Source organism: Streptomyces sp. NPDC001339 (assembly GCF_042895955.1).
GTDB lineage: Bacteria > Actinomycetota > Actinomycetes > Streptomycetales > Streptomycetaceae > Streptomyces.
In genome coordinates this window covers 115541-140267 of sequence record NZ_JBIAWT010000013.1, presented here as the reverse complement: position 1 = coordinate 140267, position 24727 = coordinate 115541, and the positions used below count along the sequence as shown (strand labels likewise).

Genomic DNA, 24727 nt, shown 5'->3' with positions numbered 1-24727 from the left:
CCTGCGGGACGTGTTGACGGTCTCGGCGGGACTTGGTGACCAAGATGGAACATTTCACGTCTGAAATGTCCGTCCTCGCCATCCATACCATCCGTCGCGGTCACGGCTACCATGCGGCAGCACACCCGGGAAACCTGGACACCGACCATGGACACCGGCCGCCGAGGGAGACGCACGATGGGCGCACAGGCAGCGGGACCGCTCGTCGTCGGGGTGGACAGCTCGACGCAGTCCACCAAGACACTCGTCGTCGACGCGGAGACCGGCGCGGTCATCGCCCGGGGGCAGGCACCGCACCCGGTCAGCGGCGGCGCGGCCAAGGAGACCGACCCCCGGCAGTGGTGGCGGGCGCTGGGTGAGGCGCTGGCGCGGTGCGGGGACGCGGTGCGGCAGGTCTCGGCGGTGTCCGTCGCCGGGCAGCAGCACGGGCTGGTCGTGCTGGACGCGACGGGTGCGCCGGTCCGCCCGGCCATCCTGTGGAACGACGTACGGCCGGCGCCTCAGAGCGAGCGGCTGATCGCGGAGCTCGGCGGCGCCGAGGCCTGGGCGGAGCGGATCGGAAGCGTGCCGCCACCGGCGTTCACGGTCGCCAAGTGGGCCTGGCTGCGGGCGAACGAGCCGGCCGCTGCCGACGCCACCGCAGCGGTCCGGCTGCCGCACGACTACCTCACCGAGCGGCTGACCGGCGAAGCCGTCACCGATCGCGGCGATGCGTCGGGGACCGGCTGGTGGGCGTCCGCCACCGAGTCCTACGACACGGAGGTCCTGGCACACGTCGGGCTCGACCCCGCGGCGCTGCCCCGGGTCGCGCGGCCGGGTGAGGCGGCCGGGACCGTGCACGCCGATGAGCTGCCCTTGCCGAAGGGCGCGCTGGTGGCCGCGGGCACCGGCGACAACATGGCGGCGGCGCTCGGCCTGGGCCTGCGCCCGGGGCAGCCGGTGCTGAGCCTGGGCACCTCGGGGACGGTCTATGCGGCCTCCACGCTCCGGCCCGCCGATCCGACCGGTACCGTCGCCGGCTTCGCCGACGCCCGGGGCGACTGGCTGCCACTGGCCTGCACCCTGAACTGCACGCTCGCCGTGGACCGGGTGGCGGCCCTGCTCGGCCGCGGCCGCGAGGCCGTGGAGGCGGGTGGCACGGTGGTGATGCTGCCGTTCCTCGACGGGGAGCGGACGCCGAATCTGCCCCGGGCCTCGGGGCTGGTGCACGGGCTGCGGCACGACACCACGGCCGGCCAGCTGCTCCAGGCCGCGTACGACGGTGCGGTGTTCGCGCTGCTGGCCGCCCTGGAACGGGTGCTGGACGCGGGCACCCCGGCCGACGCACCGCTGCTGCTGATCGGCGGCGGGGCGAAGGGAGCGGCCTGGCGGGAGACCGTGCGCCGGCTTTCCGGCCGCCCGGTGGTGGTGCCGGAGGCCCAGGAGCTGGTGGCGCTCGGCGCGGCCGCGCAGGCGGCGGGGCTGCTGCTGGGCGAGGATCCGGCGGCGGTGGCGCGCCGCTGGGGCACCGCGCGGGGTGCGGAGTACGGCTCCGTGGAACGGGACGGGGCGGCCTGGGAGCGGCTGGCGGCGACGCTCACCGACGGGGCGGCGCTGCTACGGCGGTGACCGCGGGGGCGTCGGGCGGCTGCCGGGCAGATGCCGGCACCCGGTGGAGCGGTCCCGCGCCCCGGCACACTCTCCCCCGTCCTGGTTCCGCTAAACCTTCCCGCGGGACATTACCTCCATGCCACTCCATCGAGCGATTGTGTCGATAAAAAGAGTGCCACTACGGTCAGTTCGGCTGCTGCGGAACTTTGCCGAGTCAAAGTTTCCGGGCGCGCAGGCCGATATGCACCTTCGAGGAGATGGGCCATATTGTGACCATTATCGATGAATCGCTGCCCGGCAGTGCGGAAGAATTCCAGAATTCCAGTCTGAGCACCGGCGCCGCACGGAATTTGGCGACCACCACCAAAACCCCGCCGCAGATGCAGGGCATCACGTCCCGCTGGCTGCTGCGGCTGCTGCCCTGGGTGCAGGTGTCCGGCGGCACATACCGGGTGAACCGCCGGCTCGCCTACATCGTGGGGGACGGGCGTATCGACTTCGACATCAACGGCACCGATGCCTCGATCATCCCGGACGAGCTACGAGAACTGCCCGCCCTACGGGACTTCACCGACACCGAGGTGCTCGCGGCGCTCGGCCGGCGGTTCACCCAGCACGAGTACGCACCCGGCGAGCTGATCGCCGAGGCCGGTACGCCGGACGACCGGCTGGTACTGATCGTGCACGGCCGGGTGGACCGTATCGGCGCGGGCAAGTACGACGCGGAGACCACCGTCAAAGCGCTGGCCGGCGGTGACCGCCTGGGCGACGGTCCGCTCACCACCACCGGGGGGACGTGGCGGTTCAGCTATCGCGCGGTGACCCGGGTGACCGTGCTGTCACTGTCCCGGCAGACCGCCCAGGAGATTGTCGACCGGTCCCCCGGGCTGCGCGAGCATCTGGCGTCGGTCGAGCGGAGCGCCGCCGCACGCCCGGCGAACGAGGCCGGCGAGTCGGCGGTCGCGGTCGCCTCCGGCCACCACGGCGAACCGTCACTGCCCGGCACCTTCGTCGACTACGACGCGAGGCCGCGGGAGTACGAACTCGGCGTCGCGCAGACCGTCCTGCGCACCCACAGCCGGGTCGGCGACCTCTACAACGACCCGATGAACCAGGTCGAGGAGCAGCTGAAGCTCACGATCCAGGCGCTGCGCGAGCGCCAGGAACACGAGATGATCAACAACCCCGGATTCGGGCTGCTGCACAACGCCGACCTCCGGCAGCGCGTCCACGCCCGCAGCGGCCCGCCCACCCCCGACGACCTCGACGAGCTGCTCGCGACGGTCTGGAAGGACCCGGGCTTTCTGCTCGCCCATCCGCAGACGATCGCCGCGATCGGCCGGGAGTGCAGTGTGCGCGGACTGTATCCGACCGCGGTGGATTTCATGGGGCATTCGCTGCCGTCCTGGCGCGGAGTGCCGATCTTCCCGTGCAACAAGATTCCGGTGACGAAGCAGCGGACCAGCTCGATTCTGCTGCTCCGCACCGGCGAGGAGAACCAGGGAGTGGTCGGTCTGCACCAGACCGGAATTTCCGATGAATACGAGCCGAGCCTCTCGGTGCGCTATATGGGGGTCGATGACCGGGCGATCGTCAAATACCTCGTCAGTACCTACTTTTCGGCGGCCATTCTCGTGCCCGACGCACTGGGAATTCTCGAGGACGTACAGATCGGGCACTGACCCGGCCCCACGGCAGTACGTATTCGCACGCACCACGCACCGCACGCACGGCACCGCACGGCACCGCACCGCACCGCACCGACAGAACAGGTGAGCCTCCCACATGACCACATCGGTGGACCCGACGTCCGTCCCGCACCCCGGGATCGCGCAGAACCGTTCCAGCCTGGACACCTCGGCCGCCCGCAAACTGGCGACCACGACCAAGAGCGTGCCGCAGATGCAGGGGATCTCCTCCCGCTGGCTGCTGCGCGTCCTGCCCTGGACCCAGGTCTCCGGCGGTACGTACCGCGTCAACCGCCGGCTCACCCACACCCTCGGCGACGGCCGGATCGAGTTCGTCTCGACCGGTTCCGAAGTCCGGGTCATCCCTGAGCAGTTGCGGGAGCTGGCGCCGCTGCGCGGCTACGACGACACCGCGGCGCTGGAAGCCCTGGCCGGCCGCTTCGTCCAGCGGGAGTTCGCCCCCGGCGACGTACTGGCCCGGGCGGGCGGGCCCACGGACCGGGTCGTCCTGATCGCGCACGGCAAGCTGGACCGTACCGGCACCGGCAGGTACGGAGAAGAAACGTCCCTGGGGACGCTGGCCGACGGTGACGCCATCGGCGCGGCGGCCCTGCTGTCGTCCGACGCGGAGTGGGAGCACTCCGTACGGGCCGTGACCCGGGTGACGGCGCTGACCCTCTACCGCAGCGACTTCGAAGCGGTGCTCGGCGACTCCGCCTCCCTGCGGGCGCATATCGAGGAATTCCGTACGGCGGCGGCGCAAGTACCGGCGCAGAACAAGTACGGCGAGGCGGCCATCGAGCTGGCCGCGGGTCATGTCGGCGAACCGATTCTGCCGGGCACCTTCGCCGACTACGACCTGACGCCGCGGGAGTACGAACTCAGCGTCGCGCAGACCGTACTCAAGGTGCACTCGCGGGTCGCGGACCTCTACAACGGCCCGATGAACCAGCTGGACCAGCAGCTCCGGCTGACCGTGGAGGCGCTGCGCGAGCGCCAGGAACACGAGATGATCAACAACCCCGAATTCGGGCTGCTGCACAACGCCGACCTCAAGCAGCGCATCCGCACCCGAAGCGGCCCGCCCACCCCCGACGACCTCGACGAGCTGATCTCCCGGCGCCGCAAGACGCAGTTCCTGCTGGCGCATCCGCGCACCATCGCGGCGATCGGACGGGAGTGGAACGCCCGGGGCGTCTACCCGAGCACCGTGGAGTTCGAGGGCTCCACGGTACGGGCCTGGCGGGGCATTCCCCTGCTGCCGTGCAACAAGATCCCGGTCACCGCGGACCAGACCAGCTCGATCCTCGCGCTGCGGGTCGGCGAGGAGAACCAGGGCGTCATCGGACTGCACCAGACCGGCATTCCGGACGAGTACCGGCCGGGGCTCTCGGCACGCTTCATGGGCATCAATGACCAGGCCGTCATCCAGTACCTGGTCAGCGCCTACTACTCGGCGGCCGTGCTGGTGCCGGACGCACTGGGCATCCTGGAGGACGTGGAGGTCGGCCGCTGACATTCCGGGCCGTACGCCCGGCTGCCAGGTCCGTGATGCGCCGTCATGGCGGCGGGCACGGCGGCCGGGTGGCGTCCTGATGGCTTGACGACTCATCAGAACGGCCCTTAAGGGGGATTAAAATACCATAGTTCGGGGAAGCGAAACCGGGTAAACCCGGTATGTCCCCCGCGAGGAGACCGATGGCTCCTTCCCACCCCCACCCGGCCCGTCGGCGTCTGATCACCGGCGCCGCCGTGCTGGCCGCCTCCGCCGCGCTCACCCCCCTCACGGCCACCGCCGCTGCCGCTCCGCAGCGGCGGCCACGCGGCGGCGGCGCCTATCCCCACGCCCAGTGGATCCCGGCGAGCCCGTCCAACTACACCGTCGCCCACCGCCCGAAGCAGCACCCGATCGAGAAGGTCGTGGTGCATGTGACACAGGAGACCTACCGGGACACCCTCAGGCTGTTCCGGAACCCCTCGCACCGGGCGAGCGCCCACTACGTCGTACGGTCCGCCGACGGCCACATCGCCCAGTGCGTCCGGGAACGGGATATCGCCTGGCACGCCGGCAACTGGGGCTACAACACCCACAGCATCGGCATCGAGCACGAGGGCTGGATCGATGACCCGACGTGGTTCACCACGTCGCTCTACCGGCGTTCCGCCCGGCTCACCGCCGCCATCTGCGACCGCTACGGAATCCCCAAGGACCGCGAGCACATCATCGGCCACATCGAGGTCCCCGGCAGCACCCACACCGACCCGGGCGAATTCTGGGACTGGGGGCGCTATCTGCACCTGGTCCGCGAGAGCTCCTGGCAGTTCGAAATGGACGCCGAGCTCGACGCGTTCGACACGCCGCCCGCGAGCAGCACGCGAGAGCGGGCAGGCCGCCGGAGGTAGGGGGCCGCACCGGCGGCCTTGGCGGGAGCGGCGCCCGGTGACACCACCGCCGTTCCGCGGATGTACAGCTGCCCGGCACCTCCCCTCCACAGTGACGCGGGACAGTGACGTGGCAGGACGGTGACGTGAACGGAGCGCGTGCGGCGCGGATGAACTTCCCGGGTAAATAGGGCAGTTGATGTGACGTCAGGGGGGCTTGTGAAGCGGCGAGGCGGTCGGGTTCGTGCGGCGCTGATGGTATGGGTGGCCTGGCTGGTGCTGGCCGGCGCCGGGACGGCCGGCGGGGCGCCGGCTGCCGCGGCCTCCGTCCTGCACCGCTCGGGCGCCGTGACGGTGGCGCCCGGTGTGACGTACGGCGCATTCCTGATGACGGTGCCGCGCGGTGTCGTGCACGGGCATCTGCTGACGGTCGACCTCACCGAGCCACGGGTCTCGGTGGACCTGCTGTATCCGGGCGCGGTCGGCGCGCGCTCACCGGTGTCCGTCCTGGCGGCGGCGAGCGGTGCGGTGGCGGCCGTGAACGGCGACTTCTTCAACATCGACGAGCGCCAGCACCCGGGCGTGGAGGCGACCGGCGCACCGGTGGGCCCGGCGGTGGCCTCGGGGCGGCAGCTGAAGGGCGCAGTGCCCGACGGGCAGCGGTTCGGACCGGTCATGCCGCCCGGCGCGACCACCGAGGACGTCCTCGGCGTCGGTGCGGACCACCGGGCCCGGCTGGACCGGCTGACGCTGCGCGGCGTGGTGCTGGCCCCGGAGGGCATGCTGCCGCTGAGCGGGGTGAACCAGTACGCGCTGCCCGTGGACGGCATCGGCGCGTACACCGCGCGGTGGGGCCCGGCGTCCCGGATGCGCGCCACCTGCGGTACGGACTCCGACCGGGCGGCGCCGTGCAGCCCGGACACCGCGGAGGTGACGGTCCGGTACGGCCGGGTGGTGGCGGTCGGCGGCTTGCCGGGCGCCGGCGGGGTGGCTCGGGGGAGCGTGGTGCTGGTGGGCCGGGAGGAGGGCGCCCGGCGGCTGCGCGCGCTGCACGTCGGCGAGCCGGTGCGGGTGGGCTACCGGCTGGTCGGCCGAGGACCGGCCCCGCTGCGGTTCGCGGTCGGCGGCTTCCCGATCGTGCGGGACGCCGAGCCGGTGGCCGGACTGGACACCGTCACGGTGGCCGTGCGGACGTCCGCGGGGATCGGGGACGGCGGCCGGGTGCTGTACCTGCTGGCGCTGGACGGGGCGCTCGGTCAGGGCCGGACCGGCCTGACGGTGCGGGAGCTCGCGGAGCTGATGGACGAGCTGGGTGCGCGGGACGCGGTGAATCTGGACGGTGGCGGGTCCTCGACGCTGGTGACCGACGACGGGGACGGCGGCGGGATCACGGTACGCAACCATCCGTCGGGCGGGGCGGAGCGGCCGGTGCCCAATGCCGTCGGCGTCTTCTCCCCCGGGAGACCACTGGAGGGTTCACGGCTCTGACGCCAGGGGTCACGGACGGACGCTGCTCACCATCTTGGCGGCGCCGGCCAAGCCCTGGTGGATGTCGGGGGCGAGGCTGCTGCTCGCCAGGTAGAAGCCGAGCAGCGCGCACACCAGGGCGTGCGAGACCTTGAGTTTTCCGCTGCGCAGGAAGATCGCCGTAAGGATCACCAGCAGCAGCACGACCGAGATGGAAACAGCCACGGGACGCACTCCTCCTCAACCGCCGCCCGAACGGACGGCAATGCGTGGCCATTTTGGCGTATGTCGATGTATAGCCAGTTCGATGCTTTATGCTCCATTTGGGGGTTTACTGCGCGTCACCGACCACGGCGGCACCTCCAATAGTGACGTGGATCACATCACTCCCCGCAACGGAGCATGCGGATCGTCCGTCTTAGCGACCGACATCACCGCCCTCCTCCACGCCACACGGAAAGCCCTCATGCCCCAGACCCTCGTCCCCCGCCGTCGGCCTCCCCGGCCGGCGTGTGCCGCCCTCGCCCTGATCCCGGTGATCGGGGTCGGGGCGCTCACCGCGTGCGGCGGCGGCGCGTCGGCGGCGTCCGCGACCGGCCAGGTGAAGGTGGCGCTGGGCGCGGCGGACGGGACCCGGACGGTCCAGGCCGGTGACAACCTCAAGGTGACCGCCGAGGGCGGGGTGCTGACGGGGGTGACGGTCACCGATCCCCAGGGCCGGCAGCTGCCGGGCGGACTCGGCGACGGCGGCGCCGTCTGGACGTCCAGCGCGAAGGCCGCGCCGGACACCAAGTACTCCGTCGTCGCCCGAACGAAGGACCCGCGCGGCGGCCTCGGCGCGATCAAGGAGTCGGTGATCACGGGGAAGGCACAGAAGCTGAACAAACTGGTCATCGACCCCGGGTCGCAGGGCGCGGTGATCGCCCCCGACCGGCCGATCACGATCACCTTCGACTTCCCGGTGACCGACCGCGCCACGGTGGAGCGGAACCTGACCCTCACCGCCGACGGCCGGGTGGCCGGCTCGTGGACCTGGGTCAGGGACGACAGCGGCAAGGACCGGGTGGACTGGCGGCCCGCGAAGCCGTCGAAACCGGGCACGAGGCTCACGCTGCGGGCGGATCTCAACGGGGTGGACTCCGGCGGCGGCCGCTATTTCGCGAAGGATTACCACCTCAATTTCCTCATCGGCCGGAGTTGCCCCGACTCGGCCGCGGCGCGGGATTGTGGCAAGGTCCACGAGGGCGACCGGACCCAGGTCACCGCGTCATCTCTACGATCTTCCTCCCTACAAGGGAACGGCGATCGGACCACCGGGATCGGAGACTGGATTGTCAGCCGGTCCCTCCCCCGGCAAAACAGCGCCCTCACGTCGAGCAGCTGACCCCTTTCAGACCCTAGTGTGACGGAATGAGCACCGTGCAGGACCAGGATCAACTCACGGGGTGGCGGCGCTTCCAGCGCCGCGTCCCCAATGGCTTCGCCATCATCTTCAGCACGCTGGGGCTCTACTGCGCCCTGACGGCGCTGATCGGGCCCCTCCGGCGCGCACTCCACCCGGTGACGTACTGGCTGGACACGCTCACCATCCCGGTGGCGACCAACTTCGCCTATGCGGCGTTCTGCTTTCTCCTCGCCGCGGCGCTGACCGCCCGCAAACGCGTGGCGCTGTGGTTCCTCGCGGCCTACATGGGGCTGGTCATCCTCGCGGACGCGCTGTTCGTGGCCGACGGGTACCGGGAGTACACCTTCTCGCTGGTGCTGAGCGCCGGTCTGCTGGTGCTGCTGCTGGTCTCGCACCGCGAGTTCTACGCGATCACCCGGCGCGGCGCGTTCCTGCGGGCCATCGGTGTCCTGGCCGGCGGGCTGGCCGCGGCGGTGCTGATCGGCTGGGGTCTGGTCGCGCTGGTGCCGGGCACGCTCAAGGCCGGCGGTGGCGACCGGCTGCTGTGGGCCGCCAACAGCGTCTGCGGCGGACTGGTCAGCAACCACGAGTTCGAGGGGCATCCGCCCCACTGGATCGGCACCGTCCTGGGTCTGCTGGGCCTGCTGGCCCTGCTGAACGCCGCGGCCGCGCTGTTCCGCTCGCAGCGCATGGAAGCCGCGCTGCACGGCGACGAGGAGGCCCGGATCCGGGCCCTGCTGGACCGTTACGGCAGCCAGGACTCGCTCGGCTACTTCGCCACCCGCCGGGACAAGGCCGTGGTCTTCTCCCCCAGCGGCAAGGCCGCCGTCACCTACCGGGTCGAGGCCGGTGTCTGCCTGGCCAGCGGTGACCCGGTCGGTGACCGTGAGGCGTGGACGCAGGCGATCGAGGCCTGGCTGGAGGTCGCCGGACGGTACGGCTGGCAGCCGGCCGTGATGGGCGCCAGCGAGAGCGGCGCCAAGGCGTTCGCCCGCTGCGGGCTGGGTGCGCTGCAGCTCGGCGACGAAGCGATCCTGCACGTGAAGGACTTCGACCTGGACGGCCGGGAGATGCGGGTCACCCGCCAGGCCGTCAACCGCGTCGAGCGGGCCGGCGCGACCTTCCGCGTACGGCGCCACTCCGAGCTGACCGACGAGGAGATGCAGGAGGTCATCCACCGGGCGGACGCCTGGCGGGACACCGAGACCGAGCGCGGCTTCTCGATGGCGCTGGACCGGCTGGGCGACCCGGAGGACGGGGAGTGCCTGCTGGCCGAGGCGTTCGACGGCGACGGCAACATGATCGCGCTGCTCTCCTTCGTCCCCTGGGGCAAGGACGGCATCTCGCTCGATGTGATGCGCCGCGACCGCAGCGCGCCCAACGGCGTCATGGAGTTCATGGTGGCCCGGCTGTGCGCCCAGGCCGGGTCGCTCGGGGTACGGCGGATCTCGCTGAACTTCGCGGTGTTCCGCTCCGCCTTCGAGGAGGGCGCCCGGATCGGCGCCGGCCCGGTGCTGAAGGTCTGGCGCCGGCTGCTGCTCTTCTTCTCCAAGTGGTGGCAGCTGGAGGCGCTCTACCGCTCCAACGCCAAGTACGCCCCGGAGTGGTACCCGCGGTTCCTGTGCTACGCGGACGCCGGCGCACTGGCCCGGATCGCCCTGGGCTCCGGTATCGCCGAGGGCTTCGTGGCCGTACCGAGCCTGGGCAAGCTGTGGGGCAAGGGCCACCGGAAGCGGAAGGTGCTGGCCCCGGCGAGCACGGCCGGTCTGCCGTCGCTGGACGAGCTCGGCCTGGTGCAGGCGGCACCGGCCACCGAGGAGGAGCTCCGCGAGCAGGAGCTGGCGGCGCTGCCCGAGCAGGTACAGGTGCGCCACCGCAAGCTGGAGCGGCTGCGCGAGGAGGGCACCGACCCGTACCCGGTGGGCGTGGAGCGTACGCACACTCTGGGCGAGGTCCGCGAGGACTACCCGGACCTGGAGCCGGGGACGCGTACCGGCAAGAGCGTCAGCATCGCCGGCCGGGTGCTGCTCACCCGGGACCATGGCGGGGTGCTCTTCGCGGTGCTCCGGGACTGGTCGGGCGATCTGCAGATCGCCCTGACCCGGGACGACAGCGGCCCCGAGACGCTGGCCCGCTTCGCGGCGGACGTCGACCTCGGTGACCACGTCGAGGCCGAGGGCGAGATCGGCACCAGTGACCGCGGTGAGCTGACCGTGTTCGTCACGCAGTGGCGGCTGACGGCCAAGTGCCTGCGTCCGCTGCCGGACAAGCGGCGCGGCCTGTCCGACCCGGAGGCCAAGGTCCGCCAGCGCTATGTGGACCTGGTCGTCTCGACGGACGCCCGGGACAACCTGCGGGCCCGCAGCACGGCCGTACAGGCGCTGCGCCAGGGGCTGATCGACCGCGGCTACCTCGAGGTCGAGACCCCGATGCTGCAGCAGATCCACGGTGGCGCCAACGCCCGCCCGTTCCACACCCACATCAACGCCTACGACCTCGACCTGTACCTGCGCATCGCACCGGAGCTGTACCTCAAGCGGCTGTGCGTGGGCGGTATGGAGAAGGTCTTCGAGATGGGGCGGACCTTCCGCAACGAGGGCATCTCCTACAAGCACAACCCCGAGTTCACGATGCTGGAGGCGTACCAGGCGTTCGCCGACTACGACGTGATGCTCGACCTGACCCGGGAGCTGATCCAGGGTGCGGCGATCGCCGCGTTCGGCAGCGCCACCGCCCGTAAGGCGGACGCGAAGGGCCGGCTGGTCGAGCACGACATCTCGGGGATCTGGCCGGTCAAGACCGTCTACGGGGCGATCTCCGAGGCGCTCGGCGAGGAGGTCGACGCGGACACCGGCCCGGACGCCCTGCGCCGGCTGTGCCACGCGTCGTCGGTGCCGGTCCGGCCGGACATGGGCCGCGGCGACATCGTGCTGGAGATGTACGAGCGGCTGGTCGAGGAGAAGACCACGCTGCCCACCTTCTACAAGGACTTCCCCACCGACGTCTCGCCGCTGACCCGGCAGCACCGCAAGGACCCGCGGCTCGCCGAGCGCTGGGACCTGGTCGCGTTCGGTACCGAACTGGGCACCGCCTACTCGGAGCTGACCGACCCGGTCGAGCAGCGCCGCCGGCTCACCGCGCAGTCGCTGCTGGCGGCCGGCGGTGACCCGGAGGCGATGGAGCTGGACGAGGACTTCCTCCAGGCCCTGGAGTACGCGATGCCGCCGACCGGTGGTCTGGGCATCGGCGTGGACCGGCTGGTGATGTTCCTGACGGGCCTGTCGATCCGCGAGACGCTGCCGTTCCCCTTGGTGCGACGGCGCTGACGGAGCGCATACCGAGCGGCCCCGTACCCACCCTCAGGTGGGTGCGGGGCCGTCGTCGTGCCGGCTGTCACCGCAGCGCGTCCGGGTTGGCGCAGTGCACCAGCGGCTCCCCGCGAAGGTAGCGGCCGACCTCGTCGGCGACGAGGGCCGCCGCCTTGTGCGCGACCTGGCGGCTGCCGCCCGCGATGTGCGGGGTCAGTACGGCGCCGGGCGCGCTCAGCAGACGGGAAGCGGCCGGGAGGGGCTCCTCGGGGAAGACGTCCAGCCCGGCGCCCGCGAGCTGTCCCGACTCCAGCGCGTCGCACAGGGCGTCGTAGTCCAGCAGCGCACCCCGGGCGCAGTTGACCAGGACGGATCCACGGGGCATGGCGGCGATCTGCGCCCGGCCGATCATGCCCGTGGTCTCCTCGGTCACGCGGGCGTGCAGGGAGACGATGCGGGAGCGGGTCAACAGCTCGTCCAGCGGGACGGGTCGGGCGATACCCGCCAGCGACTCCGGGGCCACGTACGGGTCGTGGACGAGTACCTCGGCGCCCATCGCGGCCAGCACCCTGGCGACCCGGCTGCCGATGGCACCGAAGCCGATCAGGCCGACGGTGGCACCGTCGATCTCGATACCGCAGTGGTCGTAGTCGTAGTAGTCGCCGCGCCAGGTGCCGCGGCGGAGGTCGGCGTGGGTGTCGCCGACACCACGGGCCGCGGCGAGCAGCAGGGTGAGAGTGTGCTCGGCGGTGGCGGTGGCGTTCCGGCCGGGGGCGTAGCAGACCGGGACACCGTGCCGGGTGGCGGCTTCGAGGTTGGCGTTGACCGGCCCGCCACGGCTGGTGCAGAAGAGCTTCAGGCCGGGGGATGCGGCGAGGACGCGCTCGGTGAGCGGGCCGTGCTCGGTGACACAGATCTCGACGCCCCGCAGTGCCTCGATCATCTGGTCCTCGCTGCCGGAGGCCTCGCTGACCTCGGCGACCGGGCCGAAGGGGGTGTGCGGCCAGTCGAACCGGATTTCGCGGACGTCCAGCGGGGTGTCCCCGGCGGCCGCGCGCACGGCCTCGGTGAACAGGCCGGGGCGGATGAAGTGGTTGCCGGCGGCGAGGACGGTGGTGGTCATGGTGGGACTTTCTCCAGAGGGGGTGGTGCGGTCAGTGACGGGCGGGGGCGGGCGGGGCGACGGCCGGGGCGTTGAAGGTGAGCAGCGCGGTCCGGCCGTGCTCGACGCGGATCTCGGTGAGCGCGCCGTTGTGCAGCTGGGGGAAGACCCGGCGGTAGTCGGCGAGCGGGATGCCCAGCAGATGGCAGAGCAGGACCCGGACGAGGGTGGAGTGCGCGACCACCAGGACCCGGCCGTGCGGCTGTTCGCGGGCGATGCCGGTGAGGCAGTCGGCGGCGCGTTCGGCGGCGTGCCGGGGGTGTTCACCGCCGGGCAGGTGGCCGTCCACCGGGTCGGCGAGGAAGGCGGCCAGCCGCTCGGGGAAGCATGCGCGCATCTCGTCCCTTGTCAGGCCCTCGCCCTGGCCGAAGTCGACCTCGTAGAGCCGCTCGTCGACGCGCGGGATCAGGCCGCAGGCCGCGGCGGCGGGCGCGGCGGTGAGCCGGGCCCGGGAGAGCGGAGAGCTCCAGACGGCGGTGAGACCGGCGGTGGCGGCCCAGGTGGCGAGGGCGGCGGCCTGGGCGCGGCCGTGGTCGGTGAGCGGCACGTCCGTACGGCCGGCGTAGCGGTTCTCCGCGTGCCAGATGGTCTCGCCATGGCGCACCAGGATGAAGTCGGTCACTGTGCTGCCCTCCTGCGGGCGTGGTCGGCCACTGCCCGGCCGAGCCAGCCGCGGCGGGTGAGTTCGTCGATGAAGCGGAGGTGGACGGGGGTCCAGCGGGCGGTGCGGTCCGGCCGGGGCGTCAGCTCCCGCTCGGTCCGGACCATGGCGGCGGCCGCCTCCGCCAGGCCGGTCCCCGAGGAGGTGGCGGCCAGAACCGCCATCCCGATGGCGCCCTCGGCCTGGGCGGGCAGCCGTACGGGGCGTCCGAGGACGTCGGCGCGCAGCTGGCACCAGTAGGCGTTGCGGGCGCCGCCGCCGGTGAGGGTGAGCGGGCCGTCGACAGGGGCGCCCAGGTGATCGAGGTAGTCGAAGCAGAGCCGTTCGAGGCAGGCGACGCCGAGCAGGCAGGCGTGGAACTCGGCGGCGGGAGTGGGGACTTGGCCCAGCAGGAAGGGCTCGGCGTCAGGGGAACGGAACGGGAAGCGTTCGCCGCCGCCGGCGACCAGCGGATAGGCGACCGCGTCCGGGTCCAGGGCAGCAGCCCGCGCGGTGAGCGCGTCCAGGTCCGCACCGGGGAAGCGCCGGGCGAGGACGCCGGCGCCGCTGCTGGACGCACCGCCCGGAAGCCAGGTGTCGCCCGGGCCGCGGTGGCAGTAGACGACGCCCGCCGGATCGCGGACCAGGTACGGGCTGCTGCCCTTGAGGACGAGGGTGGTGCCCAGCACCGAGTTCCAGGCGCCCGGTGCGAGCGCCCCGGCGCCGATCTGCGCGGCACAGCCGTCGGTCATCCCGGCGACGATGGCGGTCCCTTCGGGGATGCCGGTGGCCGTGGCGGCCTCGGCGCATACCGTGCCGAGCACGCTGCCCGGACGCACCACATCGGGCAACACCCCCTCGGTAACGCCGAGTTGGGCCATCACCCGCTCGGGCCAGCGCTCCTCGACGAGGTGGTAGCCGGTCTTGAGCGCGTGGCTGGCGTCGGCGGCGACCTGACGGCCCGCCAGGCGCCAGGTGATCAGGTCGGTCTGGTGCAGCAGCCGGGCCCCGGCCGGGAGACCCGGGGCCGCGGCGAGCACCGAGACGAGCTTGGGCAGCGCCCAGGACGGCTGCATACTGCGGTAGCCCAGCTCCTGCCAGACCGCGGCCCCGGCCGCGTTGACGGTGGCGGCCTGCTCGGCGGCGCGCCCGTCGTCGTACATGAGCCCCGGGGTGAGCGGGGTGCCGTGGGCGTCGGCGAGCAGGATCGTCCCGGAGGTGCCGTCGACGGCCAGTCCGCGGACCCGCCGGGGGTCGACGTGCGCGAGGGCGTCCCGGCAGGCGGCGGCGAGCGCGCGCCACCACTCCTCGGGGTCCTGTTCGTGCCGGTCGCCGTCGCGCCTGCTGGTCAGCGGGCGGGCGGCGGTACCGAGGACCTGTCCGGTGCCGTCGACGGCGACACAGCGTGCGCTCTGGGTGCCGAGATCCAGGCCGAGCCAGACGCCGTCGAGGGTGGGAGCGGGGGTGCCGCCGGGGCGGTGCGGGTCAGGCAAGGGTGCCTCCAGGGGTCGGGACAACGGAATCGGCGGACGGGCCGGGGGCCGCGCCAGGACGCCAGCCCGCCTCGCGGGCGAGCCCGCGCCAGCGGAGGAAGTCCTCGTAACGCGCGGCATAGAACGCCGCACGCTCCGGATCGGGCTCCCAACTGCGTCGCATCCGGACGTACTTGGCGGCGGCGCGGTGCATGCTGGTCTCGGCACCGGTGCGGACCAGGCCGGTGAGGAAAGCCCCCTTGGCACCCAGTTCGGTGTCGCCGGAGCGGGCGGTGGGCACGCCCGTCGCGTCCGCGATCAGCGCGCACCAGGCGTCGCTGTTGGCGCCGCCGCCGCACAACCGCAGTTCGCTGATGTCCGTACGGGCGGCGGCCAGCGAGTCCCGCAGGACCAGCGAGAGCCCGTCGAAGACCGCGCGGGCCAGGTCGGCGGGCGTGTGTTCCAGGGACAGGCCCCAGAAGGAGCCACGGGCGGCCGGGTCGAGGAAGGGGGCGCGCTCGCCCGCCGGGGAGAGGTACGGCAGGAACATCAGGCCCCGGGCGCCCGGTTCCGACTCGAAGGCCAGCCGCGCCAGTTCCGGCGGGCCCGGCAGGTGCAGCAGCCGCGCCGCCCAGCCGAGCACCTCGGCGCCGTTGAGGGTGGGGAAGGCCCGCAGCACCCGCTCCCGCCCCCGGTAGGCGATGTTGATGCCGGCCGGCTCACCGGTGGTGTCGATCTCCGTACGGACGACCTCGGTGCAGAGCGTGGTGCCGAGGATGCCGCAGGCCTGGCCCGGGTTGACCACACCCACACCGCGGGCGGTGGCGGCGATGTCGTAGGGCGCCATCACCACCGGGAGCCCGGCGGGCAGCCCGAGCTCCGCCGCGGCGGTGCCGGTGATCTCGGCGATCCGCTGCTCCTCACCCAGAACGGTGGGCAGCAGCCGCCGGTACGCGGTGAGGCCGAACAGCTCGACGATGTACGGGTCGTAGTCGCCGGTGGTGTGGTCGAGGAACGGGGCGGAGGCGTCCGATTCGTCGCTGGCGCGGACGCCGGTGAGGCGCAGGAAGAGCCAGCCGGCGGCGGTGAGCGAGGTGGCGGAGCGGGCCAGCCGGTCCGGATCATGCGCGGCGAGCCAGCTGAACAGGGCGTTGGGCATCCCGGCGCAGGTCAGCGAGCCGTTGCGGCGGAAGGCCGCCTCCAGAACGCCGTCCCGCCGCCAGGCGGTGAGCTGGTCCCCGGCGCGGCCGTCTGACCACAGGATGGCGGGTCCGGTGGGGCGGCCGCGCTCGTCGACGAGCCAGGCGCCGTCGCCCTGAGCGGTGAAGGACACCAGCCGGACGGGATCGGCCAGCCCGTCCAGTACGGTGCGGACGGTGCGGACGACGGCGCCCCAGACGGCGTCCATGTCCTGTTCGGCCCAGCCCGGCTGCGGGCGCAGCACCTCGGTGGCCCGCCGGGCGACGGCGGTCTCTGCGCCCTGGTCGTCGAAGACGACGGACTTGATCACCGTGGTGCCGATGTCGATGGTGAGTGTGGACAATTCACCCTTCCTCTGCGCTTGGCTGGCTTCCCACGTTGTTGGCTTTCCCGCCGTGTCGCCTGGCGGCGGGCCGTAACCGCTGCGCGGGGCTGTACGTCACGGGTGCGCCCCTCCGAACTTCGTTCTGCGGTCCGCCCCCTCCCGTGGGTGGGTGGAAAAGGACCGGTGGGGGTGTATGTAAGCGATCGTCTGCGCGCAGTGGACCACTCGCGTACACCCCCACTCACCGTTTTCCTTCCCCATCACGGGAGGGGCCGCTCCGCAGGACGAAGTCCGGAGGAGCGGACCCGCACCCGACAAAACCACGCCCGCCGCAGGCGCAACGGCGAAACCGGAAGGCACGGCGCCGCAGACGACAACGTGGGAAGCAAGCCAAGCGCAGCGTTTTGCCTAGCGTCAACGAGCCGCCCAAACTTCGCATCGCGCCCGTGACCAGCCGTGTTGTGTCGTACCAGGCCGCCCGCCCAGGGCCACGTGCGGTGTTAGATCCGTGCGAACATAACGCGGCGCACCGAGGGGAGAGGAAGGCACGATGGACCGGGTCGAGGCCCAGGAGGAACGGCGGCGCCGGATACGGGAGACGGTCATCGCGCGCGGCTTTGTCCGCACCGCGGACCTCGCCGCGGAGTTCGGCATCAGCCTGATGACCGCGCACCGCGACCTGGACGCCCTCCAGGCGCAGGGCTGGCTGCGCAAGGTGCGCGGTGGTGCGACCGGTCTGCCGTCGGCGCAGTTCCACGGGAGTGTCGCGGAGCGGATGGCCACCATGGCGCAGACCAAGCAGCAGCTGGCACGGGCCGCCGCGACTCAGCTGGTTCCCGGCCAGTCGGTGCTGCTCGACGACAGCACGACCTGTCTGCTGCTGGCGCACCAGGCTGCCGAGCACACCCCGCTGACCGTGCTGACCAACTCCCTGCCGGCCATCACCACGCTCGCCAAGGAACCCGGTATCTCTCTGATCACCTTGGGCGGCGCGTACTTCCCCGCCTATGACGCCTTCATGGGCCCGCACACCGCCGAAGCGGTGCGGGCTTTCCGTGCCGATGTGCTCTTCCTGTCCACCACGGCCGTCACCAACGGCCGCTGCTACCACACCTCGCCGGAGACCGTGCAGGTCAAGCGCGCGATGATGGAGAGCGCCGGGCGCCGCGTCCTGCTGGTCGACCACACCAAGTTCGCCAAGGGCGGCCTCTACGCCCTTGCCCCGCTCACCGACTTCGACCTGCTGATCGTCGACGACGGACTGCCTGCGGAGCAGATCCGCCGCATCCGGGCAGCCGGCACGGAGGTGATGGTGGTGCCGGCCAGGGCCTAGCCAGGGGCTGTGCCGGAAGTCTCCGCGGCGCTCTCCAGCTCGGACCAGGTGACCGTGCGGTCGCACCAGCGTTCCAGGAGCGTGCGGTCGTGGCCGACGGCGAGCAGGCCGGCACCGGTGCGGCGGCGGTAGTCCTCGACGACGGCCACCAGGGCCGCGGTCGTCGAGGCGTCGAGCATCGCGGTCATCTCGTCGCAGACCAGCCAGCGGGGCCGGAGCACCAGCGCCCGGGCGAGGCAGGCGCGCTGGAGCTGTCCGTCGCTGACCTCGTGCGGGCGCCGGGCGAGCAGGTCGTCGCCCAGACCGACGAGGGGGGCCAGCTCCTTCATACGGTCCGGGATGTCGTTGCGGCGCCCGGTGGCCCGCAGCGGTTCGGCGATCAGGGCGGCGAGGGTGAGCCGGGGGTCGGCGGAGAGCCGGGGTTGCTGGAAGACCACTCCGACGGCGGTGCGCTGGGAGCGCGGGGCACGGTGGCGCCACCCGGCGGCGGGCTCACCGTCCAGGACGACGGTGCCGGCTTCGGGGCGGTGGAGCAGCGCGGCGACGCGTGCGAGCGTGGACTTGCCGCAGCCGCTGGGTCCGAGCAGGCCGACGGCCTCGCCCCGGTCGATGGCCAGCGAGACGCCGCGTACGACGGGGTCGCGGCGGCGGTATCCGGCGGTGATGTCCCGGAGTTCAAGCATCGGCGGTCTCCCGTGCGTGGTGGCAGGCGACCCCGTCGTCCAGTGCGGGCACCGTCGCGCAGTCCGCGGTGGCCCGGTGGCAGCGGGGGGCGAAGGCGCAGCCGGACGGGAGGTCGCCCAGCTCCGGCGGCATACCGGGGATGGGGGTGAAGGCGCGGTCGGGAAGGGCGTCGAGCAGTCCGCGCGCGTAGGGGTGGCGGGGGCCGGGGGCGCCGAAGAAGCGTGCCGCGTCGGCGAGTTCGACGATCCGGCCCGCGTACATGACGGCGACCCGGTCGGCGATGCGCTCGGCGGCGGCCAGATCGTGAGTGATCATCAGCAGGGCGCGGCCCTGGTCGACGTGGCGGCGCAGCTCGTCGACGGTGCGGTCGACCAGGGCGCGGTCGAGGCCGGTGGTGGGTTCGTCGGCGAGCAGCAGCGGGGCGTCCCCGACGAGGGCGAGGGCGGTGGCGGCGCGCTGGGCGAGGCCGCCGGAGAGCTGGTGCGGATGGCGGTCGAGGTGGTCCAGGGGGAAGGCGGCGCGCTCGGCCGCCGCCTCCGCCGCCGCGCGCAGGCCGGGCTTGGCGGTGTCCGTCAGCTCCCGGACGGTCTCCTCCAGCTGGGAGCGGACCGTGCGGACGGGGGTGAGGTGCGCGGACGGACTCTGCGGTACGAGTCCGACGCGGCGGCCCCGGATGGTGCGGGACAGCTCGCGCTCGGAGGCGCGCAGCAGATCCGTCCCGCCGAGCAGCGCCGAGCCCGCCGTCTCAGCATTGGCGGGCAGCAGTCCGAGCAGCGCGGAGGCCAGCACGGACTTACCACAGCCGCTCTCCCCCACCAGGGCCAGGCACTCCCCCGGCGCGAGGTCGAAGCGGGCTCCGGTGACGGCGGCGACATGGCGGCCGGTGCGCATCCGGAACCGCACGGAGAGATCGCGTACGGACAGCACGGGCGGTACGGCAGTCACAGCATCAGCTCCGATCGGCGGCGCGGGTTGATGCGCTCCCGCCAGGCGCCGGCCAGGCCCGCGATGGCAAGGGTGGGGACGATGATGAACAGGCCGGGGAAGAGGGTGGGCCACCAGTCGCCGGCGAGCAGTGAACTCCGCGCGCTGTTGACCATGTTGCCCAGGCTCGCCTGGTGGGCGGGGAGCCCGAGCCCCAGGAAGGAGAGCGCGGACTCGTGCCAGATGGCGTGCGGGACCATCAGGACGGCAGCCAGCCCGGCCTGCGGCAGGACGCCGGGCAGGAGGTGGCGTACGGCGACCCGCCACCGCGAGGCGCCGCCGGAGACGGCCGCGTCGATGTACGGGCGGGAGCGCAGGGAGAGGACCTCGGCGCGGACGATGCGCGCGGTGGACAGCCAGTGGGTGGCGGCCACCGACAGGATGACCGGCCAGACGCCGGGCCGGAACATCGCGACGACGAAGATGCCGAGCAGCAGGTGCGGCACGGACGAGAACAGGTCGACGACGCGCATCACGAGGCGGTCGGCCCAGCCGCCGAACGCGCCCGCGAGCGCGCCCACCGCCGTCCCGATCACCGTGGCGGCGAGCGCCGCGACCACGCCGACGAGCAGCGAGATCCGCAGCCCGTGGACACAGCGCAGCAGAAGGTCGCGGCCGACCTCGTCGGTGCCGAAGAGGTGCTCCCAGGAGGGTGGTTGAAGCTTGGCGACGAGGTCGACGGCCTGTTCGTCGAGCGGGACGAGCGGCGGGACGAGCAGCACGGCGAGGACGACGGCGGCGATCAGGGCCGCCGAGGCCCGGAGGCGGAGCGTGCGGGTGCCGCGCCGGCCGCCGCGCCGGTCCCGGCGGGCGAACCAGTCGTGGGGCGTGGTGGTGTCAGCCATCGAAGGCCACCCTCGGGTCGGCCAGTCCGTACAGCAGGTCGGACAGGAGGTTTCCGGCGAGCACGGCGGCGGTGGCGAGCACGGTCAGCGAGGCGAGCAGCGGGAAGTCGACACCGGTCGCCGCCTGGACGGTGGCCGAGGCAACCCCGGGCCAGCTGAAGACGGTCTCCACCAGCAGCGCGCCGGTGATCAGCTCCGGCACCCGCGAACCGATCAGGGTCAGCACGGGCAGCAGCCCGGAACGCAGCGCGTGCCGCAGGAGGATCGTGCGCTCGCGCAGCCCGCGGGCCCGGGCGCCGCGCACCGGGTCCTCCTCCAGCGCGTCGCCGACGCCCTGCCGTACGTACAGCACGAACCACGGGAGCTGGGAGACGGCGAGCACCAGCGCGGGCAGCAGGGCATGGCTCGCGATCTGCCCGGCGGTGGCGGTCTCGGCGCCGGTGTCGGTGAGGCCACCGGCCGGGAGTACGTCGAGCTTGAGGGCGAACAGCCAGATGGCGAGCAGGCCGAGCCAGAACGGCGGTGCGGCCTCCAGCGCGTACGACACGGAGGTGACGGCGCGGTCGAAGAGCCCGCCGCGGCGGCGCGCCGCGAGCACACCGAGCGCCGTGCCGAGGACGACCGCGACGGCGAAGGCGAGCCCGCACAGCAGCGCGGACCAGCCGATCCGCTCGCCGATGACCTGGGCGACGGGCTGGCGCAGCGAGGTGGACTGGCCGAGGTCGCCGGTGAGGGCGCCGGTCAGCCAGTGCCACCAGCGCGCCACCAGCGGCTGGTCGACACCGAGGTTGGCGCGGAGCTGGTCGAGGGTCTCCTGGGAGGCGGTGAGCCCCGCCCCGCCCGCGTACGCCGTGACCGGGTCGAAGGGCGAGGCGGCGGCGATCGCGAAGACGCCGAAGGTGACGGCGAGGAGGACGGGGACGGCGAGCAGCGCCCGCCGTCCCGCCATCCGTGCCATCGGCCCCCAGGGGAGAGCGGTCCGGGCGGTCACTTCTTGGGCTGCCAGTCCTCTACGTTCCACCAGGGGCCCGCGCCGAGGCCGTGGTCGTGCGGCTCGACCTGGGTGGTCAGGTCCTTCCACTCGTCCTTGACCACGTAGAGGTGATCGACGTGGGTGAGGAAGACATAGGCCGGGTTCTCGGCCAGCTGGTGCTGGATCTTGTCGTAGGCGGCCTTGCGCCGGGCGGGGTCGTCGGTGCGGCGGGCCGCTTCGAGCTGCTCGTCGACGGTCTTGTCGGCGTAGCGGGACATGTTGTTGAAGCCGTCGCCCGCCAGGGAGGAGTGCAGCAGGAGGTACTGGTCGAAGTCGGGGTCGGCGGGGCTGCCGCCGCCGCCCAGCACCGCGTCGTTCTTCATGTTCGGCTCGATGGCCTCCCAGGTGCCGGACTGCACCTTGACCTCGATGCCGGCCTTCTTGGCGTCGGAGGCGAAGGCGAGGGCGTGCTTCTGGCGGAGTGTGTCGCCGGAGAGGTACCAGAGGGCGAAGGAGGCGCGCCGGCCGTCCTTCTCGCGGATGCCGTCCTGGCCCGGCTTCCAGCCCGCTTCGTCCAGGATCTGCTGGGCCTTCGTCAGGTCGTGCGGGCGCTCGGTGCCCTTGGCGAACCACGGGCTGTCGGTGGGCACGGGGCCGTAGGCGGGCTTGCCCGCGCCTTCGAGGATGCCCTTGACCATGGCTTCGCGGTCCACGGCGAGGTCCAGGGCACGGCGGACGGCCCGGTCGCCGGTGACGGGGTGGGCGCTGGGCAGCGTGACGTTGCGGTAGTCGAAGGTCTTGGCCGTGACCGTCCGCAGCCCCTTGCCGTCCTTGCCGGACTCGCCGGCCTTGAAGGTGGCCGCCAGGTTGGGCGGCAGGATGGCACCGTCGAGCTCGCCCGTGCGCAGGCGGGTGGCGCGGACGTCGTCGTCCTTGATGATCGCCATGGTGAACTTCTTCACCTTCGGTGCGCCGCCCCAGTACGTGGGGTTGGCCTTGAAGGTGAGCTTCTCGCCCTTGGACCAGCCGGTGAGGATGTAGGGGCCGGTACCGACCGGCTTGGTGGAGAAGTCGCCGCTGTTGACGTCCTGCTTCTCGGCGATGTGCCGGGGGACGATGGGCAGGACGGTGCGCTCGGCGAACGGCGCGTAGGGGTACTTGAGGTGGAAGACGACGGTGCGGGCGTCCTTCTTCTCGACCTTGTCGATGGCGTCCAGCTCGGCCTTGGAGGCGTTGTTGGTCTTCTCGTCGAGGATGGTCTCGTAGGTGAAGACCACGTCGTCGGCGGTGAAGGGCTTGCCGTCGGAGAACCGTACGCCCTCGCGGAGGGTGTAGGTGTAGGTCGTGCCGTCGTCGGACACCTTGGGCAGCCCGGCGGCGAGGGCGGGCTTGAGCTTCATTCCCGCGTCGTGGGCGAGCAGCCCATCGAAGATCTTGGAGTTGCCGTCCTTGCCGAAGCCGAGGAGGGGGCTGAGGGTCTCGGGCTCGTTGGCGATCCCGACGACGGCGGTGCCGGGGTCACCCGCGCCCGTGCCGCTCCGGCCGCCGTCGTTCGGCGTCGAACAGGCCGCCGCCAGCAGCGCCATGGCGCCCGCCAGCGCCGCGGCGGTCACTCCCCGTATGGACCGGGCCGTCATGCCCACACCCCTAATGAAGATCGACTGTTATTGCGACGTACTCGCAATTAAGCGGACCCCATTAAACATGACGTAAAAGCACGGGCGAAAAGCGGTGGCGGGGGGTATGGCGCTTCAGGCGCCGCGGAGATCCATCGGAAGCGCCCTGGGCCCTGTCCTCACTAGCCGCCCGTCTTGAGCCTCAGATCCCATCGGTCCAGCGCCTCCCCGACCGGCTGGAAGATGGTGACGGTGTCCCCGCCGCCGTCGCAGTGCGCGGCGCCGCCGCCGGAGTGCAATCCGACGGCCAGTGGGGCGTCCGGCCGGGTCACGTACGAGCCGCCCGAGTCACCGGCGGCGGAGCAGGCGTTGGTGTACGAGAGCCCCTCGATGACCGTGGTGCCGTAGTCCACGGTCTGGTCGACCCGGGTGATCTCACCGCAGTGCCAGCCGCTGGACTGCCCGGAGCGGCAGATGGACATACCGGCCAGGCCCTCCTGAATGCCGGTCACCGCGACCCGCGCCCCGCCCTGACCCGCCACATCCGGACTGACGGTCCACCCCGGCTGGTCGACCTCCACCAGCCCGAAGTCCCCCTCGCGTCCGTTGACGCTGCCGTCGCCGCCCGGGTTGGAGGTCCCCATCCGGCTGCCGTCGCCGCCGTACGCGGCCTGGTCGGGGGTGAGGGTGCAGTGACCGGCCGTCAGAAAGCCCTGGAAGTCGTGCGGGCCGGTCACCGAGAAGCCGACGGAGCAGATGCCCTCGTGGGCCGGCATCCAGCGGTCACCGCCGACGACCGTGCCCTCCTGCTGGCGCGGCGACCGGTCGGTCCGCTCGACGGTGACCGGGACCCTCGCCCGCGCGCCGAGGGCACGTACGGTGTCCTCGAAGGCGGCGGTCCGCGCGGTGCTCCTGGTCCGGTCGACACGGATCACCACCCCGTTGGCGCGTTCGTCCACCCCCCAGCCGATGACGCCGGGCACGCCCTGGCCGACCCGGTCGTCGATCTGCCGGACCAGCGCGGTGAGCACGGCGTGGCTGTGCCGTACGGTCCTGGGCACCGCGCCGGCGGTCCGCACCAGCTGGGCGTCGACGGCACGGGTGACCGCGACGATCAGCTTGCCGCTCAGCTTGTCGAACCACATCCCGGCCGGCGGCGTGGTCAGCATCCGGCGCACGGCGGCGGCCGCCCGGTGCGCGTCGGCCTCCTGCGCGAGCCGGATGCGTACCTGATCCGCGGAGAGTCCGAGGTCCCGGCTCATCGTGTCGAGCATGCCGCGCGGCGACGGCAGGGGCGTCGGGCCGGGCAACGGCACGGCGCGCGCCGGGCCGACCGGGCCGGCCACCGCCAGGACGGCGGCGGCGATCGCGCCCCAGAGGGCTGCCTTGCGCATGCGGCGTTCCATCGGGGATCTCCTTCGCGGTATCGAGAGCACGTCGGATCCGATGTGGTGAGCGTGCTCGACACCGTGCGGCGCGGCATGGGGAAGATCCCCGGCATCCTGGCGGCGGGACCGGCGGCCCAGGCTCCCAAATCCCCGCCGCCCCTGGCCCGGTGGCGTTCCGGCGGCTCCCCGCGGCGCCGCGGCACGTGACCTGCTCGGGCGCCCGCCATCCGGGAGGCACGGCACCTGAATGCCCGTCATACGGGCC

At 72.4% G+C, this 24727-nt stretch carries 20 protein-coding genes; 9 read left to right on the top strand and 11 right to left on the bottom strand.

Going from position 1 to position 24727, the window contains the following annotated elements:
- Positions 1-177: 177 nt before the first annotated feature.
- The 5 genes from xylB (at position 178) to ACFY12_RS30895 (ending at position 7148) form a co-directional block, all read left to right on the top strand.
- On the top strand, positions 178-1608 hold the full coding sequence (xylB, locus tag ACFY12_RS30915; protein WP_390719239.1) for a xylulokinase: 1431 nt from the start codon (positions 178-180) through the stop codon (positions 1606-1608).
- A gap of 248 nt (positions 1609-1856) precedes the next feature.
- Positions 1857-3272, top strand: a complete 1416-nt coding sequence (locus tag ACFY12_RS30910; protein WP_390719286.1) for a family 2B encapsulin nanocompartment shell protein — start codon at positions 1857-1859, stop codon at positions 3270-3272.
- A 103-nt stretch (positions 3273-3375) separates the two neighbouring features.
- Positions 3376-4794, top strand: a complete 1419-nt coding sequence (locus ACFY12_RS30905; protein WP_390719238.1) for a family 2B encapsulin nanocompartment shell protein — start codon at positions 3376-3378, stop codon at positions 4792-4794.
- A 182-nt stretch (positions 4795-4976) separates the two neighbouring features.
- Positions 4977-5681, top strand: coding sequence for an N-acetylmuramoyl-L-alanine amidase (locus ACFY12_RS30900; RefSeq protein ID WP_390719237.1), 705 nt, complete (start codon positions 4977-4979; stop codon positions 5679-5681).
- A gap of 234 nt (positions 5682-5915) precedes the next feature.
- Positions 5916-7148 (top strand): phosphodiester glycosidase family protein, encoded by a 1233-nt coding sequence (locus ACFY12_RS30895; RefSeq protein WP_390719236.1) that lies wholly within the window; start codon positions 5916-5918, stop codon positions 7146-7148.
- A 9-nt stretch (positions 7149-7157) separates the two neighbouring features.
- On the opposite strand, the gene ACFY12_RS30890 is transcribed toward ACFY12_RS30895, so the two are convergent.
- The gene (locus ACFY12_RS30890; RefSeq protein WP_066934301.1) at positions 7158-7352 is read right to left on the bottom strand and encodes a hypothetical protein; all 195 of its coding nucleotides are present in this window, start codon (positions 7350-7352) and stop codon (positions 7158-7160) included.
- Positions 7353-7593: 241 nt separating this feature from the next.
- Between ACFY12_RS30890 and ACFY12_RS30885 the strand changes: the two genes are divergently transcribed.
- Together ACFY12_RS30885 and lysX are read left to right on the top strand one after the other, a co-directional pair.
- Positions 7594-8511, top strand: coding sequence for an Ig-like domain-containing protein (locus tag ACFY12_RS30885; protein ID WP_390719235.1), 918 nt, complete (start codon positions 7594-7596; stop codon positions 8509-8511).
- A 26-nt stretch (positions 8512-8537) separates the two neighbouring features.
- The gene (gene lysX, locus ACFY12_RS30880) at positions 8538-11858 is read left to right on the top strand and encodes a bifunctional lysylphosphatidylglycerol synthetase/lysine--tRNA ligase LysX (RefSeq protein WP_390719234.1); all 3321 of its coding nucleotides are present in this window, start codon (positions 8538-8540) and stop codon (positions 11856-11858) included.
- Between the two features lie 67 nt (positions 11859-11925).
- Here the strand turns inward: lysX and ACFY12_RS30875 are convergent, their stop codons facing one another.
- From ACFY12_RS30875 to ACFY12_RS30860, 4 genes are read right to left on the bottom strand one after another with little or no spacing between them, the layout of a single operon-like run.
- A complete protein-coding gene (locus tag ACFY12_RS30875; protein WP_390719233.1) occupies positions 11926-12963 on the bottom strand; it encodes a 2-hydroxyacid dehydrogenase in 1038 nt (345 codons plus the stop codon).
- Between the two features lie 31 nt (positions 12964-12994).
- Complete coding sequence (locus ACFY12_RS30870; RefSeq protein WP_390719232.1) at positions 12995-13624, bottom strand: histidine phosphatase family protein; 630 nt, start codon at positions 13622-13624, stop codon at positions 12995-12997.
- On the bottom strand, positions 13621-15135 hold the full coding sequence (locus ACFY12_RS30865; RefSeq protein WP_390719231.1) for an FGGY-family carbohydrate kinase: 1515 nt from the start codon (positions 15133-15135) through the stop codon (positions 13621-13623). Before ACFY12_RS30865 ends, ACFY12_RS30870 begins: the two co-directional genes overlap by 4 nt.
- Complete coding sequence (locus ACFY12_RS30860) at positions 15128-16657, bottom strand: FGGY family carbohydrate kinase (protein ID WP_390719230.1); 1530 nt, start codon at positions 16655-16657, stop codon at positions 15128-15130. The genes ACFY12_RS30865 and ACFY12_RS30860 overlap by 8 nt, the downstream gene beginning before the upstream one ends.
- 532 nt (positions 16658-17189) lie before the next feature.
- On the opposite strand from ACFY12_RS30860, the gene ACFY12_RS30855 reads away from it, so the two are divergent.
- The gene (locus ACFY12_RS30855) at positions 17190-17972 is read left to right on the top strand and encodes a DeoR/GlpR family DNA-binding transcription regulator (RefSeq protein ID WP_390719229.1); all 783 of its coding nucleotides are present in this window, start codon (positions 17190-17192) and stop codon (positions 17970-17972) included.
- Here ACFY12_RS30855 and ACFY12_RS30850 read toward each other — a convergent pair.
- From ACFY12_RS30850 to ACFY12_RS30825, 6 genes are all read right to left on the bottom strand, one after another.
- Complete coding sequence (locus ACFY12_RS30850) at positions 17969-18655, bottom strand: ABC transporter ATP-binding protein (RefSeq protein ID WP_390719228.1); 687 nt, start codon at positions 18653-18655, stop codon at positions 17969-17971. The genes ACFY12_RS30855 and ACFY12_RS30850 overlap by 4 nt on opposite strands.
- On the bottom strand, positions 18648-19601 hold the full coding sequence (locus tag ACFY12_RS30845; protein ID WP_390719227.1) for an ABC transporter ATP-binding protein: 954 nt from the start codon (positions 19599-19601) through the stop codon (positions 18648-18650). Before ACFY12_RS30845 ends, ACFY12_RS30850 begins: the two co-directional genes overlap by 8 nt.
- Entirely contained in the window at positions 19598-20485 is an 888-nt protein-coding gene (locus ACFY12_RS30840) for an ABC transporter permease (RefSeq protein WP_390719226.1), read from the bottom strand. The genes ACFY12_RS30845 and ACFY12_RS30840 overlap by 4 nt, the downstream gene beginning before the upstream one ends.
- A complete protein-coding gene (locus tag ACFY12_RS30835) occupies positions 20478-21443 on the bottom strand; it encodes an ABC transporter permease (RefSeq protein WP_390719225.1) in 966 nt (321 codons plus the stop codon). The genes ACFY12_RS30840 and ACFY12_RS30835 overlap by 8 nt, the downstream gene beginning before the upstream one ends.
- Positions 21444-21472: 29 nt before the next feature.
- Positions 21473-23095, bottom strand: a complete 1623-nt coding sequence (locus ACFY12_RS30830) for an ABC transporter substrate-binding protein (protein WP_390719224.1) — start codon at positions 23093-23095, stop codon at positions 21473-21475.
- Positions 23096-23256: 161 nt separating this feature from the next.
- Positions 23257-24480, bottom strand: coding sequence for a S1 family peptidase (locus tag ACFY12_RS30825; RefSeq protein ID WP_390719223.1), 1224 nt, complete (start codon positions 24478-24480; stop codon positions 23257-23259).
- Positions 24481-24525: 45 nt separating this feature from the next.
- Here ACFY12_RS30825 and ACFY12_RS30820 point away from each other — a divergent pair, with 45 nt between their 5' ends.
- Positions 24526-24669, top strand: coding sequence for a hypothetical protein (locus ACFY12_RS30820; RefSeq protein WP_390719222.1), 144 nt, complete (start codon positions 24526-24528; stop codon positions 24667-24669).
- Positions 24670-24727: the final 58 nt, after the last annotated feature.

Bases quoted from the DNA above. Each gene is read 5' to 3' on its own strand.
- ACFY12_RS30875 (WP_390719233.1), bottom strand. From the start codon at position 12,963: ATGACCACCACCGTCCTCGCCGCCGGCAACCACTTCATCCGCCCCGGC.
- ACFY12_RS30895 (WP_390719236.1), top strand. From the start codon at position 5,916: ATGGTATGGGTGGCCTGGCTGGTGCTGGCCGGCGCCGGGACGGCCGGC.
- ACFY12_RS30900 (WP_390719237.1), top strand. From the start codon at position 4,977: ATGGCTCCTTCCCACCCCCACCCGGCCCGTCGGCGTCTGATCACCGGC.
- ACFY12_RS30855 (WP_390719229.1), top strand. From the start codon at position 17,190: ATGGACCGGGTCGAGGCCCAGGAGGAACGGCGGCGCCGGATACGGGAG.
- ACFY12_RS30885 (WP_390719235.1), top strand. From the start codon at position 7,594: ATGCCCCAGACCCTCGTCCCCCGCCGTCGGCCTCCCCGGCCGGCGTGT.
- ACFY12_RS30850 (WP_390719228.1), bottom strand. From the start codon at position 18,655: ATGCTTGAACTCCGGGACATCACCGCCGGATACCGCCGCCGCGACCCC.
- ACFY12_RS30840 (WP_390719226.1), bottom strand. From the start codon at position 20,485: ATGGCTGACACCACCACGCCCCACGACTGGTTCGCCCGCCGGGACCGG.
- lysX (WP_390719234.1), top strand. From the start codon at position 8,538: ATGAGCACCGTGCAGGACCAGGATCAACTCACGGGGTGGCGGCGCTTC.
- xylB (WP_390719239.1), top strand. From the start codon at position 178: ATGGGCGCACAGGCAGCGGGACCGCTCGTCGTCGGGGTGGACAGCTCG.
- ACFY12_RS30830 (WP_390719224.1), bottom strand. From the start codon at position 23,095: ATGACGGCCCGGTCCATACGGGGAGTGACCGCCGCGGCGCTGGCGGGC.
- ACFY12_RS30825 (WP_390719223.1), bottom strand. From the start codon at position 24,480: ATGGAACGCCGCATGCGCAAGGCAGCCCTCTGGGGCGCGATCGCCGCC.
- ACFY12_RS30905 (WP_390719238.1), top strand. From the start codon at position 3,376: ATGACCACATCGGTGGACCCGACGTCCGTCCCGCACCCCGGGATCGCG.
- ACFY12_RS30835 (WP_390719225.1), bottom strand. From the start codon at position 21,443: ATGGCACGGATGGCGGGACGGCGGGCGCTGCTCGCCGTCCCCGTCCTC.